Source organism: Aquimarina rhodophyticola, from assembly GCF_042434915.1.
Classification (GTDB): Bacteria; Bacteroidota; Bacteroidia; order Flavobacteriales; family Flavobacteriaceae; genus Aquimarina.
Map to the genome: position 1 here is coordinate 1,572,966 of NZ_CP170198.1, position 16,258 is coordinate 1,589,223.

At 33.1% G+C, this 16,258-nt stretch carries 19 protein-coding genes; 8 read left to right on the plus strand and 11 right to left on the minus strand.

The window, feature by feature from the left end; all coding sequences use genetic code 11:
* Positions 1 to 425 precede the first annotated feature (425 nt).
* A complete protein-coding gene (locus tag ACE939_RS06915; protein ID WP_378188163.1) occupies positions 426 to 1,268 on the minus strand; it encodes a 1,4-dihydroxy-2-naphthoyl-CoA synthase in 843 nt (280 codons plus the stop codon).
* A gap of 139 nt (positions 1,269 to 1,407) precedes the next feature.
* Here ACE939_RS06915 and ACE939_RS06920 point away from each other — a divergent pair, with 139 nt between their 5' ends.
* The gene (locus tag ACE939_RS06920; protein ID WP_378188164.1) at positions 1,408 to 1,827 is read left to right on the plus strand and encodes a hypothetical protein; all 420 of its coding nucleotides are present in this window, start codon (positions 1,408 to 1,410) and stop codon (positions 1,825 to 1,827) included.
* Positions 1,828 to 1,855: 28 nt separating this feature from the next.
* Here ACE939_RS06920 and ACE939_RS06925 read toward each other — a convergent pair whose 3' ends face one another.
* The 5 genes from ACE939_RS06925 to ACE939_RS06945 all read right to left on the minus strand — a co-directional run bounded on the left by ACE939_RS06925 (position 1,856) and on the right by ACE939_RS06945 (position 6,599).
* Positions 1,856 to 2,695 (minus strand): S1 RNA-binding domain-containing protein, encoded by an 840-nt coding sequence (locus ACE939_RS06925; RefSeq protein ID WP_378188166.1) that lies wholly within the window; start codon positions 2,693 to 2,695, stop codon positions 1,856 to 1,858.
* 111 nt (positions 2,696 to 2,806) lie between these two features.
* A complete protein-coding gene (locus ACE939_RS06930; RefSeq protein ID WP_378188167.1) occupies positions 2,807 to 3,148 on the minus strand; it encodes a DUF2853 family protein in 342 nt (113 codons plus the stop codon).
* Between the two features lie 100 nt (positions 3,149 to 3,248).
* Positions 3,249 to 4,973: a 2-succinyl-5-enolpyruvyl-6-hydroxy-3-cyclohexene-1-carboxylic-acid synthase gene (menD, locus tag ACE939_RS06935; RefSeq protein ID WP_378188168.1), complete on the minus strand. Its 1,725-nt coding sequence runs from the start codon at positions 4,971 to 4,973 to the stop codon at positions 3,249 to 3,251.
* A 122-nt stretch (positions 4,974 to 5,095) separates the two neighbouring features.
* Entirely contained in the window at positions 5,096 to 6,172 is a 1,077-nt protein-coding gene (locus tag ACE939_RS06940; RefSeq protein WP_378188169.1) for a chorismate-binding protein, read from the minus strand.
* A gap of 1 nt (position 6,173) precedes the next feature.
* Positions 6,174 to 6,599 (minus strand): PaaI family thioesterase, encoded by a 426-nt coding sequence (locus ACE939_RS06945; protein WP_378188170.1) that lies wholly within the window; start codon positions 6,597 to 6,599, stop codon positions 6,174 to 6,176.
* A 206-nt stretch (positions 6,600 to 6,805) separates the two neighbouring features.
* On the opposite strand from ACE939_RS06945, the gene ACE939_RS06950 reads away from it, so the two are divergent.
* Positions 6,806 to 7,453 carry an alpha/beta hydrolase gene (locus ACE939_RS06950; RefSeq protein ID WP_378188171.1) on the plus strand — a complete coding sequence of 216 codons (648 nt, stop codon included), beginning with the start codon at positions 6,806 to 6,808 and terminating at the stop codon, positions 7,451 to 7,453.
* Positions 7,454 to 7,504: 51 nt separating this feature from the next.
* On the opposite strand, the gene ACE939_RS06955 is transcribed toward ACE939_RS06950, so the two are convergent.
* From ACE939_RS06955 to ACE939_RS06975, 5 genes are all read right to left on the minus strand, one after another.
* Positions 7,505 to 8,053: a type 1 glutamine amidotransferase domain-containing protein gene (locus ACE939_RS06955; protein WP_378188172.1), complete on the minus strand. Its 549-nt coding sequence runs from the start codon at positions 8,051 to 8,053 to the stop codon at positions 7,505 to 7,507.
* Between the two features lie 160 nt (positions 8,054 to 8,213).
* Positions 8,214 to 9,095, minus strand: a complete 882-nt coding sequence (locus tag ACE939_RS06960) for a YihY/virulence factor BrkB family protein (protein WP_378188173.1) — start codon at positions 9,093 to 9,095, stop codon at positions 8,214 to 8,216.
* Entirely contained in the window at positions 9,092 to 9,604 is a 513-nt protein-coding gene (locus ACE939_RS06965) for a DinB family protein (RefSeq protein WP_378188175.1), read from the minus strand. The genes ACE939_RS06960 and ACE939_RS06965 overlap by 4 nt, the downstream gene beginning before the upstream one ends.
* A 145-nt stretch (positions 9,605 to 9,749) precedes the next feature.
* Entirely contained in the window at positions 9,750 to 10,229 is a 480-nt protein-coding gene (locus ACE939_RS06970) for an Lrp/AsnC family transcriptional regulator (protein ID WP_378188176.1), read from the minus strand.
* A gap of 85 nt (positions 10,230 to 10,314) precedes the next feature.
* The gene (locus ACE939_RS06975) at positions 10,315 to 11,454 is read right to left on the minus strand and encodes a M14 family zinc carboxypeptidase (RefSeq protein ID WP_378188178.1); all 1,140 of its coding nucleotides are present in this window, start codon (positions 11,452 to 11,454) and stop codon (positions 10,315 to 10,317) included.
* Positions 11,455 to 11,876: 422 nt separating this feature from the next.
* Here ACE939_RS06975 and ACE939_RS06980 point away from each other — a divergent pair, with 422 nt between their 5' ends.
* The 6 genes from ACE939_RS06980 (at position 11,877) to ACE939_RS07005 (ending at position 15,912) form a co-directional block, all read left to right on the plus strand.
* A complete protein-coding gene (locus ACE939_RS06980) occupies positions 11,877 to 12,335 on the plus strand; it encodes a helix-turn-helix domain-containing protein (RefSeq protein WP_378188179.1) in 459 nt (152 codons plus the stop codon).
* An 84-nt stretch (positions 12,336 to 12,419) separates the two neighbouring features.
* Entirely contained in the window at positions 12,420 to 12,794 is a 375-nt protein-coding gene (locus ACE939_RS06985) for a DNA topoisomerase IV (RefSeq protein ID WP_378188180.1), read from the plus strand.
* The gene (locus ACE939_RS06990) at positions 12,794 to 13,588 is read left to right on the plus strand and encodes a TerC family protein (RefSeq protein ID WP_378188181.1); all 795 of its coding nucleotides are present in this window, start codon (positions 12,794 to 12,796) and stop codon (positions 13,586 to 13,588) included. The genes ACE939_RS06985 and ACE939_RS06990 overlap by 1 nt, the downstream gene beginning before the upstream one ends.
* Positions 13,589 to 13,653: 65 nt before the next feature.
* On the plus strand, positions 13,654 to 14,235 hold the full coding sequence (locus tag ACE939_RS06995) for a PhnA domain-containing protein (RefSeq protein ID WP_378188182.1): 582 nt from the start codon (positions 13,654 to 13,656) through the stop codon (positions 14,233 to 14,235).
* Between the two features lie 110 nt (positions 14,236 to 14,345).
* Complete coding sequence (locus ACE939_RS07000; protein WP_378188184.1) at positions 14,346 to 14,549, plus strand: hypothetical protein; 204 nt, start codon at positions 14,346 to 14,348, stop codon at positions 14,547 to 14,549.
* A 211-nt stretch (positions 14,550 to 14,760) separates the two neighbouring features.
* The gene (locus ACE939_RS07005; RefSeq protein WP_378188185.1) at positions 14,761 to 15,912 is read left to right on the plus strand and encodes a PAS domain-containing protein; all 1,152 of its coding nucleotides are present in this window, start codon (positions 14,761 to 14,763) and stop codon (positions 15,910 to 15,912) included.
* The last annotated feature ends 346 nt before the right edge of the window (positions 15,913 to 16,258 follow it).

Here is a 16,258-nt window from a genome sequence, read left to right on the forward strand (position 1 = left end):
TAGTGAGTGTTCCATTATTTATAGTGAAGTAAAGATTTTCACACATCTAGTATCTACAAATTTATATGGAGTATATATAATTATAAATAAAGTGTATACAACTGTACATGTGCTATATACAGATGGATACAAGTTATCATCTACTGTATATGAGTTTGATGCTATTTTTATATTTTAACCAGTGATATATATACTTTTTTACATATACTATAGTGAATGTGATTGTATTCATGGTATAGTAAGTTGTTGGTTAGGGCTGGTGCGATGATTGGTATTCGCTTACTTATTGAGCTCTAAACTATGTTTGGATTTAATAATCTATAAAAAATCGTTTCAAACTAGTTGATCGATGAATCAGTGTATTTTAAAACGATTTTTTATGATTTTGATAGTGCTTATCAAATGTTGAAGGACTTATGTATGCATTATGGAATCCACTTAATATTTTTAAAGTCTGGTTTACGCTTTTCTAAAAATGCATTTCTTCCTTCTTTTGCTTCGTCGGTCATATATGCTAATCGGGTAGCCTCTCCAGCAAAAACTTGCTGTCCTACCATACCATCATCGGTGGCATTAAAAGCAAATTTGAGCATTTTAATGGATGTTGGGGATTTTGCTAATATTTCTTGAGCCCACTCAAAAGCGGTATGCTCTAATTCATCATGAGGAATCACGGCATTAACCATACCCATCTCGTAGGCGTCTTGTGCAGAATAGTTTCTTCCTAAAAAGAAAATTTCTCTAGCACGTTTCTGCCCTACCATTTTTGCTAGATATGCTGATCCATATCCACCATCAAAACTTGTAACATCTGCATCGGTTTGTTTAAATATAGCATGTTCCTTACTTGCTAGTGTTAGATCGCATACGGTGTGTAAACTATGTCCGCCTCCTACTGCCCATCCTGGTACTACGGCTATCACGACTTTGGGCATAAAGCGTATGAGACGTTGTACCTCTAATATATTAAGTCGTGGCATGCCATCGTCATCGACATATCCTTGATGGCCGCGTGCATTTTGATCACCGCCGCTACAAAATGAATAGACTCCGTCTTTTGACGAAGGACCTTCGGCTGATAATAAAACGACCCCGATAGAAGTATCTTCTCTAGCGTCCAAGAGGGCTTCAAAAAGTTCTCCTACTGTTTTTGGTCTAAAAGCATTTCTTACATCTGGACGGTTAAACGCTATTCTAGCTACACCTTCAAATTTTTTATAGGTTATATCTTGATATTCTTTAACTACTTTCCAATCTATTGTATTCATTCTTTTCAATTTTAAAATTCAAAAATAAGCTTTTAAATTGAGTCGTCTTAATGATTTTTTGCAGATACTAGGTACGGTTGGGACGGACTAAACTGATACTATATTTTTTATCTCGACTGCAATATCTTACCTTAGCATTATGAAAATGATTGTTTTTGGTCTTTTATTTACTCTTAGCACGCTGTCGTATGGTCAGGAGGTTGAGCAGTACGTGATAGATTGGAAAATTGAAACTCCTTCATTATCGATAGTAAGCGCTTCCATTACATCTTCGATTTTTGAATTACTTGAGGTGGATTTGGATCAAGATTTAAGAAGACAAGGATTGCGTAAGGAGCAACCTATACTTTTGGTAGAACAACAACCTAAACCTGTAAGGAAATATAATTTTACTATTGGTGGCAGTAAACCAAAACCATCTTCTTTTTCAATTACGGGTAGTGGTTCTAATCTTAATAATCCAAATAATGCGGGTATAAGAAACTCTGCATACCAAGATATGTCGCGCTATAGCCGAATTTATTATAGAAGATCTCCTAATGTGTTTTATTACCGATAGTAAGATTGCTATTTTTTATAATTTACAATTATTCTTTTTCGAGTAATCGTATACCATCTTTTTCTATTGTTATTGCTCTTGCTTTGTACAAGGTTCCAATAGCTTTTTTGAAACTCTTTTTGCTCATTTGAAAAACTTCTTGAATAGCTTCTGGATTTGATTTATCGTTAAGATCGATAAAACCTCCACTTCTTGTTAGCTCATCCATTATTTGCTGTGCATTGGGTTCGATACCACGATATCCATGTTTTTGAAGTACTAAATCTATCTTGCCGTCTGGACGTACTTTTTTTACAAACCCCTTAAGTTGATCACCGACTGTTATTTTTTGAAATATCTCATCACTGTACACCAAGCCTAGGTGTTTTTGGTTCACAATCATATTCCATCCAATAGGTGATGGATGGCTAGCAATCAAATCTACTTCTTCAAAGGGTGATAATAATACTAGATTATTGTCTAAGAATTGATTGGTCTTACTGGATCCTGTTAATCGATTAGATTCTTTATCTAGATATAAATAGATTAGATACCAGCTACCTGCTCTCATTTGTGAGGCTTGCTCTTTAAAGGGTATAAATAATTCTTTATCCAAACCCCAGTCGATAAATGCTCCTATATCGATAACACTGGTACATTTTAAATAGGCAAATGTGTTGAGGGTTATATAGGGTTCTTGGGTGGTAGCTACGACACGCTCTTCATTATCCAAATATACAAATACACGAAGCTTATCACCGATTTCAAAATTTTCTGGCACATATTTATTTGGTACCAGTACTTCATTTCCTTGATCATCACCTAGGTAGATACCTGGACTACGTTCTCTTAAAATCTCTAATGTGTTATACGTTCCTAAACTTAGCATGCTTTCAAAAATTTAAGCAAAGATACTTCTTTATAACTGCTATAAAATACTTTTACCAAAAAAGGTGATCCTTTTGGGATCACCTTTTTTTAGCATCATTGTGATAATATTCTAGTTATAGATTGACGCTTTGCCAAAATGTTTTGTCAATAAATAATAAACTACTGCTCTATATTTATTTCTATTTGATTTACCGTATTTCTCCATTACTGCATCAATGGCTTCATCTAATTTTGGTCCATCAGACAAACCTAGTTTTTTAATTAAGAAATTTTTCTTAACCGTTTCTAACTCTTTGGGATCACTCCCAGATACCGTTGCTGCATCACTATTGTAAATAGAAGGACCACATCCAATAGTAACTTTGGTTAAAAGATCCATATCTGGATTTTCACCAATTTTGTCTTTAAGATCTGCTGCGTATTTTGTAATTAATTCGTCTCTCTTGCTCATAAGGGTAATTAATTTTTTAATTAGTTAATTGATTATACTATCAAATATAGTGTAATTCTTTACGAATTAAATAAAAAAATCATGAATTTAGTTCAAGAAATCAGACCAAATGCTTAAAGTAATCGATTAAAACCACATCATTCACTAATCTTGGTGTAAATACCTCTAACAGTTTGGGTTGGTTTGAGAGTTTATAAAAGGTCTTTAATTCTTTATCTAAGTCTTCTACCGATTCAGCTTTTGCATATTCAAAATTATACATGGCGCACAGGTGATTTGCTGTGAGTGCATGGGTGGTTTCAAAAAAGGTATTAAAATTGGCTTCGTCTGACTTTCCTGGTAAGATTCTAAAAATTCCTCCTCCTCCATTATTAATTACTACAATTCTGAAATTGGTTGGGATATAATTATTCCAAAGCGCATTACTGTCATAGAAAAAACTAAGATCTCCTGTTATCAATGTTGTTGGTTGTTTTGATACTATTGCAGATCCTATTGCCGTTGATGTGCTACCATCGATACCACTGGTGCCTCGATTACAAAAGACTTGAAAATTTGAAGTAAGTGAAAATAGTTGTGCATACCGTATCGTTGAACTATTACTTAATTGTACTAGTTGATGTTTGGGTATTTGTTTAATTAATACCTCAAACACTTTTAAGTCACAAAAGGGTATGCTTGTTAAGTATTCCTTATGTTTTACACTACGCATATCTCGAACCGTCAACCAATGCTTTTTATAGGTAGATACTACATTATTAGCTAATGGCAGAAGTTCTGCGAAAAATTTTTCTGGATTCATTTTGATATGATAATCCAAACAAAAATAAGTATCGAAGGCTTTTTTCTCATCGACATGCCAATGGGTGCCTGGAGAAAATGTACGTAAAAATGCTTTAATTCGTTTTGATACTACCATACCCCCGATGGTAAGTAGCAAGTCTGGTTGTAGTGCTAAAAATTCTTTGTTACTTAAAGGTGTTATCAACTGATCTATATTATCAACATGGGTAGCGTGAAAAATATTAGAGGTGGTTTCTGTTAATACCAATACCGAAGGATCCTTTGCTAATATATCAAAATAGCGTTGATCTATATTTTTAGGCGAATTGGTTCCTATAAGGATTAATTTTTTTGAAGCCTGATTCCACTGCTCGATTATATCATCTTGTGCAAAATCTTGTAAAGAGTAGCTATGTTTTTTTATGGGAAGTACTAAGGGATCAACCGTCGATTCGGTAATTTTGTCGTATAAAGGTTCGTAAAATGGGATATTAATATGTACAGGTCCTTTTTGTTCTATGGCCTGATTGAGTGCTAGATTAATTTCTCGTTCATTATGTTTTTGTGCTTCTTTTTGTTTTTGTAAAATGCGCAGGTCTGTAATCTTTTCGGCAGCAATAAGTTCTGAATATAGGTTGGCCGAATATAAAATATGATTTTCGAATACATTTCTTTGTCTAATGGTTTGCCCATCGCCAATATCTATACGCTCTATTGGGCGATCGGCACTTAATACCACTAGAGGGATATCGCTATAAAATGCCTCTGCAATTGCTGGATAATAATTAAGTAGTGCACTACCCGAGGTGCAAACTAATCCTACAGGTTTTTTGAGCTGTTGTGCTAAGCCTAATGCAAAAAAAGCAGCACATCGCTCATCAACAATGCTATAGCATTGTAAATCGGGATGTTCACTAAACCCAATTGTAAGTGGTGCGTTGCGCGATCCTGGGGATATGACTATATGGTGTACACCTTTAACATCGCATAGGTGTACTATGGTTTGCGCTAGTGGTATTGTCGAGTATAAACGTTTCTTCACACGTTTTGAATTTTAATGATATTGCCTCGCACATGCTATCGATTTTGGTACTTGGCTTTTTCTTTTTGTTACCTGTAAAATTACACTATTACAGGTTTGATGTCCTAGCAAATTTTATAATTTTATTTTAAAACCTTTTTGATTGTTTGGGATTTTTTTACGGTTTCTTCCCATTCTTTTTTTGGATTAGAGTCTTTTGTAATTCCGCCTCCAACGTATATTTTAACTTGCTTATGCTGTACTTGCATACATCTAAGGTTTACATAAAAGTTAGTATGCAACGTAGTAGGAGTAGTTATTATATGTTCTCCTAAAAATCCTGTATAAAATTTACGATCATACGGCTCGTTTTTTTTGATAAATTTAAGTGCCGATTGTTTGGGTAAACCACATACTGCTGGAGTTGGATGTAATTTTTGTACTATTTCTTGCAAAGATACTGCAGAGAAATCGATGGTAGCAATGATATCAGATCGTAAATGCAGAAGAGTCCCTGCTCGATGTGTATATGGTTGTGAAATCTCTAGTGCACTTGCCCAGGGTTGTAAGGTGTCCTTAATATAATCTGTGACTATTTGCTGCTCGTCTTGCTCTTTTATACTCCAAGCTACGTTCGTTGCTCCTATATTAGCTTGAGTGGCTGCTAGAGCCATAGTATAAAGTTTATCTTTTTTAATAGATAATAAGGTTTCTGGTGTTGCTCCTAACCATAGTCCTACTTGGGGATGGTACCATATATATACAAATGCAGTTGGATAGGAGGCTAATAAGTTTTCAAAAACATTTATCCAATCCTGATTGTTTGTCGGGATCTCTTCTTCTCTGGAGAGTACGACTTTATCCAAAACACCTTGTTTAATGGTATCAATCCCTGCCTTAATAAGTGCTATATGGCTATCATAAGCAAGTCCCAAAATGGATCTTGGGTCACTTATTACTTTGGGAGATATATCTTCATCGATAGTTAACTGTTCTTGTTGTTTACAGCTTTTTGAAAGCGGAAAAATTATAGCGTCTTCTGTTGTATCAAAAGGAGCCATTACAAATCCAGAATGTGTATAATCCGTTGTACGATTAAGACTATTATCATTCTGAAAATAACTTAGGAGCACCTGAGAATTTGGTGCTCTATACAAAACAAAAGGTTGTTCCTCGTTAAGATGGTTACGAGCTTTTTTGTATAAAGATCCTGATTTCAAATTATTTATATTTTGGCAAAGCTATAGTAGTTAACTTGACCACTGATATGAGCTGTTCTTCTTGATCTGTAATTTTAATATCCCAAAGTTGAGTTGTTCGCCCTTTGTGTACAATTACCGCTTTGGCATATACAAACCCTTCTCGAATACTTTTTACATGATTTGCTGATATCTCGATACCACGTATATAAAAATCTTTAGAATTTAAGAATATATAAGTTGCTGCGCTCCCCACACTCTCGGCTAAGGCAACCATTGCTCCTCCATGTAGTACTCCATCTGGTTGATGCACTTTTGATGTTACTGGCATTTTTGCCGTAAGATGGGAATCGCTCACATCACAGAATGTAATATCCAAAGTTTCCATCAACGTGTTCTTACACATCGTATTACATTGCACAAGTAAATTATCTTTTTCTAGCACCATTATTCTGTTTTTAACAAAAATATGGATTCTTACATAATTTTGTGTGGAATCCGCTTATAATAATCCTCAATAGTGATAGTAATTTATGGGAATTTTAACTTTAAGGAAGTAGTAGCAAGAGAAACTTAAAAGAAAGTATTAAATCTGTTTCAAATCAAATAAAATCCAAATATATTGTGAACCTATTCTCTAATACTTTAAAATATATGAGTAAGAAACAGGTTGACTATACTTCTATTAACACTTATGATACTTTAAATAGTATTTCGCCAAGTACTAAAAATATTTGGATTGTTTTTCATGGCATTGGATATCTGAGTAAATATTTTATTCGGTTATTCGAAGATCTTGATAAAGATGAGAACTATATCATCGCCCCACAGGCTCCATCAAAATATTACAAAGACGATGGATATCGTCGAGTTGGGTCTAGTTGGTTGACCAAAGAAAATACCGAAACAGATATTGAAAATGTACTGCGATATATCGATGCGGTAATATTGTCAGAAAATTTACCCGATGATGTACAATTGATACTATTAGGATATTCGCAGGGTGTAAGTATTGCTAGTCGGTATATAGCTCGTAGAAAATTTAAATGCGATCATCTTATTTTGATCTCGGGAGCTTTTCCTAAAGAGCTTACCTATAAAGATTTTGATTTTTTACCAGAGTCTACTTTAATAAGTCATATTGTTGGGGATAATGATCCCTATTTTGAGAAAAGAAACGTGATTGCAGAAAAAGAAAGAGTTAGTACTATCTTACCACGAATAAAGTTTTATACACATGCTGGGGGACATGAGCTACATCTGCCATCTGTAAAGGCGGCATGTAATCTAGTTACTGAATAAAAAAAATCACCTTTTAAAGGTGATTTTTTTATACTTGGTTCGGCATCCAAATTATGCGTGTTGTTCGTCATGTTTCCCTTCATGAACTTCTTCAACTAGTTTACGATTGAATGCTTCTAGATCTTCGGGTGAACGACTTGTAACAAAACCATGATCTACCACTACTTCTTCATCTACCCAATTTGCTCCTGCATTTATCAAATCTTTCTTTACTGATGGAAAAGATGTCATTTTTCTTCCTTCGACAACTTCAGCTTCAATAAGTACCTGCGGTCCATGACAGATAGACGCTACGGGTTTCTCTTGTTTAAAAAAATCTTTTACAAATGTAATTGCTTTTTCTTCTCTTCTTAATTTATCTGGATTAATAACTCCGCCAGGAATCACTAAAGCATTGTAGTCTGATGATGATACTTGATCTAATGTATAATCTACAGTAAACTCACTACCCCAGTTACCATCTTTCCAACTTTTAATTTTACCACTCTCTAGGCTCACAATATCTGCTTGCCATCCTTCTTTTTCTAATGCGTTTTTAGGACTTGTCAATTCAACTTCTTCAAAACCATTTGTTGCCAAAATTGCAATTCTTTTAGACATATTTTTTTCTTTTTTAATTAAACATTTTTATTTGATATAAAATTAAAAAGATAGGTGCTGTCTGTGTTATAAAGGAATAATAAACTTAAACCTGAAATTGTTATAAATTCTATAAAAACTAAGGAATTATGTTAATTACTTACTGAGAGTAAACTATATATTAATCTACAAAATATGCATGCTTATTTGGCTGAATAACAACTCCGTATTTTTTGGCGTATTGAACTGTTAACTCTGCGCCAAAGAATAAGATTAAACAAGTATAATATACCCAAAGAAGAATCAAAACTACCGATGAAGCGCCGCCATAAACTGAAGCTGGATTAGCATTACCAAAATAGAGGCCAATTAGATATTCACCAATTAAAAAAAGAAAGGTCGTAATCGCAGCTCCCAAAAAGGTAGTTTTCCATCCAATTGTTATATCTGGTAAGAGTCTAAAGATCGAGGCAAATAAAAGGGTAATAAACGCAAATGAGAACACAAAATCCAAAAGGTCTACTGCTATAGCGGTCATATGGGGATAATAATGCTCTACGTACTCACTAAATGCACTTAACATGGCTGATATAGTGAGTGAGGTTAGTAACATCATACCTATTACCAATACCATTCCAAAAGATATCGCACGATCTTTGATGGTTCTCAAAAAAGTTTGTTGCTTTGCTTTCACTCCCCAAATAGTATTCATAGCATGTTTGAGTTGAAAAAATGCACCTGTTGCACCAAAGAGCAATGCTCCAAATCCAAAGATCACTGTAAAGGTACCACTATCATTAAGTGCCGCACTTTTAACCATACCTTCTACTGCTTGCGCACTACCCTCCCCAATAAATCCAGCAATTTGATTTGTTATTCTTCCTTGTACAGCGTCTCTTCCAAAAAAATAACCTGCAATACTAACTACAATCATTAATAGCGAGGGAAGAGAAAAAAGCGTGTAGTATGCAATAATCGCACTTCTTGCAAAGGGTTGATTTTTATCCCAATTTATATAGGTTTGTTTAAGTAAATGTGCTATTTGTTTCAAGAATTTAATCATAAATAACGTGATTTTATAACTTCGAAATGATGTTGTTGATGCCCTGGAATTATGTATCCCACTGCTCTAGCACTCATAGGACTCTTACTTGCCTCTCCTATACGTGTACTCATCTCTGGTGTACACCGCTTAAATAGTGAAATCGTACTCTCTCTCACAGCGATAAAATCACTTACAATTTCCTTTTTACTTGAATTATTGGCGTTTGAAAAAGGTACGTATTGATCCTGATCAAATCCTGGTAAAGAATTACCATCATTACGAGCAAAACATAAAGCTCGATAGCTAAAAACTCGCTCTGTATCTATTAGATGTTGTAACACTTCGACTAACGTCCATTTACCATCTGCATAGGAGAACAACCATTTATCATCTGGCAAATTGGTTACAAAAGACACAAATTCTTCTTTACTATGTTGTAGTCCTAAGACAATATCTTCGTGTTTTGCTTTTTGAATATAGTTTGAATAATAAGAACTGTATTCATTGTTAGATAAGTGCGTAATCATATAATTGTTTTAATAGGTGTTGAAATTTAATACTTCTAAGATATTATAAATAACGATTAACAGATCTTTATCATGTAATTAAAAACTAAAAAACCCTCTATGCCAAAATAAGCACAGAGGGTTTTTATATAGAATAGTTTTATGCTTACATATCCTGAAAGATAGAATGCATCAATCGTTTCTTATCATTAATACTTTCTTCTAGCGATATCATAGTTTCTGTACGATACACTCCGTCAATATCATCTAACTTAAAAATAATATCCTTTGCATGATTGGTATCTTTTGCTCGAACCTTACAAAATATATTAAATTTTCCAGTAGTGATATGTGCAACTGTTACATATGGTATCTCTGCAATACGCTCTAGTACAAATTTTGTTTGGGAGGTGTTCTGTAAATAAATTCCGACATATGCAATAAATGCATAGCCTAATTTCGTGTAATCCAACGTCAATGAAGAACCTTCAATAATTCCAGCTTCTTCCATTTTCTTAACACGTACATGAACCGTTCCTGCAGAAATCAATAATTTCTTTGCTATATCTGTAAAAGGAGTCCGTGTATTCTCAATTAACATATCCAGTATTTGATGGTCTACTTCATCTAATTTAAACTTTGCCATAGTATATTTAATAATTGTCAGATTGTTTACATTGCAAAAATAACAGAAAAATACTGTTTAAAAACATTTTAATTTACATTTTTACCTATAAGACTGAGAATAATTCAGTGTCTAGATAAAATTTTAACATCTCAACCTCTGGAACTACCTCTACTACATCGTTATAGTGACGTATTATTCGTCCTTCGGCATATAGCTCTCGATGACCAAAAAAACCGTTAAGATCCCCAATAACTGCGATCTTAGGTATAAATTTAATCTCATCATCCAATAATTTCTCGGTGAACTGCACAGCTATATCGATAATCGTGTCTTTTAAACGTGCTTTTCTTATAATAACATCATAAAATAATTTTTTGTTTTCTGGTATTTTAAAATAGTCCTTATAATTATAGGTGCTAAAAGCTTTTGAAGCAATAGAACTTACGCCTTGTACCAAAGCATAAAAAATAAAACTTCTTGTTACCTCTCGCTCATAATCTTGTTCATAATGTCCTGCCTCAAATAAAACAGTCGGAATCCCTTGACTTTCTAAAGTATCTCCAATACAATTAATATTAAAACCATCATCATATCGTCCAATTTGATCGGGTACAAATTCTTGCAACACTTTATTCATTGCAACAATAACCTGCATTGATCTTACTCTACTTGAGGTTATAGATCTTTCGGTATCACCTGCAGGAGACAAAAATGACACCGTAGCAGATTTATTATTAGTACCGGCACTAAAAATTGTGCGTTGATCGTGAAGATTAAACGCAAAGTTTGGTTTTATAGTATCAATATATGAACGTAAAATTAAACTCTCTTTTTGGGTTAGTTCTTGGGCATCTCTATTAAGGTCTATTTCATTTCCATTAACGCGTGTATATGCATCTGCACCATCTGGATTAAGTAATGGTATTAAATAAATAGTACAATTAGATAATAGCATTTGAGTTGTCTCACAGGTGGTGTCGTGAAGCATATTTATAAAATCAAAAACAGCTTTTGTAGTGGTACTCTCATTACCATGCATCTGTGACCACATTACTATTTTATTGGTACCTATACCAAATTTTACCAAATGTATTGGTGTACCAGCTTCTGAATAGCCAATAACATCTGAAGGAATAGCTAAAGATTTTAATTGACCAAGAACAATTTTTGAAGGCAAATATCTACCCGAAATAGATTTGTTCTGATACCGCTTATAAAGATTTTTAAGTTTAGTAGTACTCATATCATATTTAAAATGCAAAGCTAGTATTGTAAAGAATAGATTCCTAATAGAGTATTTAAAATCACGTTTACAACTGTAAAACACATCATTGTTTACAATTGGAACAGCTTTGTTTTTACAAATGTATACAGAATAATTTTCCAAGAATGTTTACCTAGGTAAACAGTATATAGATGTTAATTTACGCACAGTAAATTATTTCTATATTGTTTAATAATTGTTAGAGCAACCAGTTATATTTTACTATAAATCAGTTTTTTAATAGCTAAAAATTGAAGTTTTAGTTTAATGTGCTATAATTCTATTTACAATTGTAAATTGCGTAGTAAATCAAATTTGTTTACATTTGTATAGTCTTAATTATTGATATACATTTTACAATGGTAAACAGCGAAAAGTTTGGAAAAAGAATTCAAAAAATAATGGATCACTATCAAGTTTCTGCTTCTGCATTTGCTGATGCTATGGGTGTAGGTAGATCCTCGATCTCACATATTCTTTCGGGAAGAAATAAACCCAGTTTAGATTTTGTCATGAAAATAGTAGACGCTTATCCTGATGCACAACTACGTTGGTTGTTATATGGTGAAGGAAATTTTCCTAAAGCGAAAGAGGAAAAAAACATTCCTACTCCACCTCCTAAAGTTATGTCGGAAACAACAACTCCAACAAAAGAAAAACCTATTGAGACTACCAATGATTTGTTCAATCAAAGTGAAAATAGATTGGTAGATGCACCGCCTCCTATTCCAGAAATTAATGAAAATATTTTAAGTAAAGAGACACGAAGTAATGGTGCTATGGATAGTACTATCAAAAAAGAAATTGAACGTATCGTATTTTTTTATAAAGATGGTTCTTTTAAAAGTTATGAAAATTAAAAAAGGAAAACTTTTACATTTTAAGTTATATTATTTCTTTAAATACAATTATTTTCGTTGACACAATAAGAGCACTTTCAATTTATGAAATCCGTTTTATCAATTTGGTTACTTGCACTACTATGTACTGGATGTTTTAAACAAGAACGCAGGTGCGAAAATTTTCATGTTGGAACGTTTGAGTTTGAAACCTATATTAATGGCGAATTGGCCAAAACGACATTTGTTCGTAACGATACTATCGAAATCGATTTTTTTAAAGGTAAACAAGATACCTCTTCCATTCGCTGGATTAATGCCTGTGAATATATTGTAAAAAAAATCCATCCAAAAAACAGAGCCGAAGAGAAAGCTATCCATATGAAGATACTTACTACTTCATCAAATACCTATTCTTTTGAATATGGTCTTGTAGGCTCAAGTGAAAAACAAAAAGGAACCGCAAAAAAAATTAACTAATGTTTGAAATTTTCTATACTGCCGACGCTTGGGTCGCATTACTTACCTTAACATTTTTAGAAATCGTTTTAGGAATTGATAATATAATTTTTATATCGTTAGCCTCTAGTAAACTGCCTGCAGACCAACAAAAGAAAGCTACCAATATTGGTTTATTTCTTGCCATGATAATGCGTATTGTTTTATTGTTCGGTATTTCTTTACTGGTTGCTATGGAAGCACCGTTTTGGCATATCAACCTACCTTGGATTGAAGCTGGGATTAGCGGACAATCTTTAATATTATTTGGTGGCGGAATTTTCTTACTATATAAAAGTGTACACGAAATACATCAAAAAGTTGATGAAAAAGGTGAAGAAGAAAAAGACATACAGGCAAAAAGTTCTTCGACCTTATCCAATGCAATTGTACAAATTACTCTAATAAACATTGTTTTCTCTTTTGATTCGATTTTGACCGCAGTAGGTATGACCAATGGCCTAAGTTCTAATCCTAACGATGCATTAATTATAATGATTATTGCCGTGGTTGTTTCAGTTTTAATTATGATGATTTTTGCTACACCCGTTGGACGTTTTGTAAACAAACACCCATCTGTTCAAATTCTTGGTTTATCTTTTTTAATTTTAATTGGCTTTATGTTAATCGCAGAAGCCGCTCATCTCGCTCATTTGGAAATATTCAAATCATCGGTTGGTACTATCCCAAAAGGATATTTATATTTTACTATCGCATTTTCTCTTTTCATTGAATTTTTAAACTTTAAACTTCGTAAGAAGACAAAAACTAAATAAGCATCACAACAACAAACTACGTGTGATCTAACTATAAATTTTGTCGGTTTACCTAATCAAATAGTATGAATATACAAAAAGAATTAGAGAAAAGAAGTAATGCGCAATGTGAGCTTTGCAGTACCTCAGAAAACTTGACTCCATATGTTGTGGCTCCTTCAAAAGGAACTAACCTTGATGAAACTATTTTAATTTGCTCAACATGTCGTTCACAAGTTGAGAATCCTAACAGTATGGATCCAAATCATTGGCGTTGCCTCAATGATAGTATGTGGAGCTCTGTCCCCGCTGTTCAAGTAGTCGTATGGAGAATACTTACACTTCTTAGTGCCGAGGGATGGCCTCAAGATTTACTGGACATGTTATATCTAGAAGATGATACCCTAGCTTGGGCTCAAGCTACTGGTGTAGGCGTGGATGATACCAATACGGTCAAGCACCTCGACGCTAACGGTGCAACACTTACAGCTGGCGATACCGTAGTTCTTATAAAAGATCTTACTGTCAAAGGTGCTAATTTTACTGCTAAGAGAGGAACAGCTGTTCGTAATATATCATTGGTTCACGATAATGCAGATCAAATAGAAGGTCGTGTTAACGGTCAACATATTGTCATATTAACCAAATTTGTAAAGAAAAATAGCTAAATCTTAATTTTTACTATAATTATCCAAATTTTGTATCAAATTACTGTTAATAAAACTTAGAAACTATAATCTTACATGTAATTTTAACAGATAACTACAAAACCAATAGTATGATTAAAATATTAGGCCTTACCCTTACTATAGGGGGCGCAATTGCATTAGTAATTGGCGTTTTGGGTGCATTTGGAAACATTAGTATAGGAGTGAGCCCTTGGGCTCTACTTATTTTGGGTATCATTTTCTTTTTCGCTGGCATCGGTTTGCTCAAATACAGAAAAGATACCGATACAATTGAAGCACAGAAAAAAGCATAGCTTCAAAACTTTTTACAAAGAAGTGTATGATACATATGCTTCTTTGTGTTTTTTAACTACCCCCATTCCTACTTAATTTTTCTAGTACCTATAAAAATTTCAATAGATCACTTTATTTTTATACAATATTGACTTATCTTTTAGTATTCTTAACTTGATTTATTTAGAATATATAAACCTAAAGTATCCTACTCTTTAATTAAATCTTAGTATGATTGAAACTAAAAGATTACTAGCCTTAAAGGAATACCAAATACTGGATACACTTCCCGAACAAGAATATAATGATATTGTAGAATTAGCATCTGCATTATTTAAAACTCCAATTTCATTAATAACATTATTAGATTCTGAGCGACAATGGTTCAAAGCTAAAAAAGGTCTTTTGGTTAATGAAACTAAAAGAACTTATGCCTTTTGTCACTATGCTATTCAAAATCCAAATGAGGTGATGGTTGTTAATGACGCACTTTCTGATGCCAGATTTACTGAAAATCCATTAGTGAATTTTGATCCCAAAGTTCGATTTTATGCAGGAGCCCCTCTAATAACTTCTTCAAAACATGCCATTGGGACACTTTGCATTATTGATACCGTACCCAGAAATTTTAGTGATGAAAAAAAAAACATGCTCAAAATTCTTGCTAATAAAGTTATTAGATTACTAGAATTACGCAAACAAAACTTGGATCAAAATGAAAAATTAGAATCTGTAAGTAAGCGATTTGAAACTACACTCTCAAGACTACTTGAGGCTCAAGAAACTGCCAAAATTGGAAGTTGGGATTGGGATTTACAAAAGGATCAATTATACTGGTCTCCTCAATTGTTTAGACTTTTTGATTTTGAAACTAAAGCATCTAGTCAAATGGTAACTCACGAATGGCAAGCTGCTATACATCCCTGCGATCTAGAAAATGTTCAAAACTTCTTAAAAAAATTATTAAAGTCCAAATCTCGACATTGTATTGAATATCGGATAGTTAAAAAGGATGGATCAGAACTTTGGATGTTAGGTCAAGGAGCCTCTGATATCGATGATAGTGGTAACATAATTAGAGTGTATGGAACGGGCCAGGATATTACCAATAAAAAACAAGCAGAATTTGATCGAAATCTATATTTGACTACTTTAAAAGATATGCTATTTAGCTTATCCCATAAAATTAGAGGTCCCCTGACTTCATGCATTGGACTACTTAATATTTTAGAAAAAGAGCATCTCGAAGAAGAGGATATTAAAAAATTTGCATCTTTCTTTAAAGTTTCTACGCTTGAAATGGATGAATATGTACGCGAACTTATTACCTTCATACATACAAATTCTCTTAAATTAAATGAGGAACCTGCTAAAAGGCCTTAGCTTACCATACATCCTTAAAGTTTTATATAGCGATTTTATAATTTGTTATAATTACCACATGGTTAAACAATATTAAAGTAAATATCAAGTTTTAACCTAGCATACTATTGTAGTTTTTCTTAAGAAATTTTATAATAAGAGTAGTGTTGTATGGTAATATATAACTCTCAATATATTTATTCATTCTTATAAACTCTACATTATAATATATTGATATCTATACAGTTATAAAAAATACCAAGCTACCTAGAAGAGTTTTAAAATACCTCAAAAAAATTTCTTGCGTAATATATCCAAACTTAATCCTTTTAAAAGGATGCTTATATTCTTATTAATCTAACTTAAC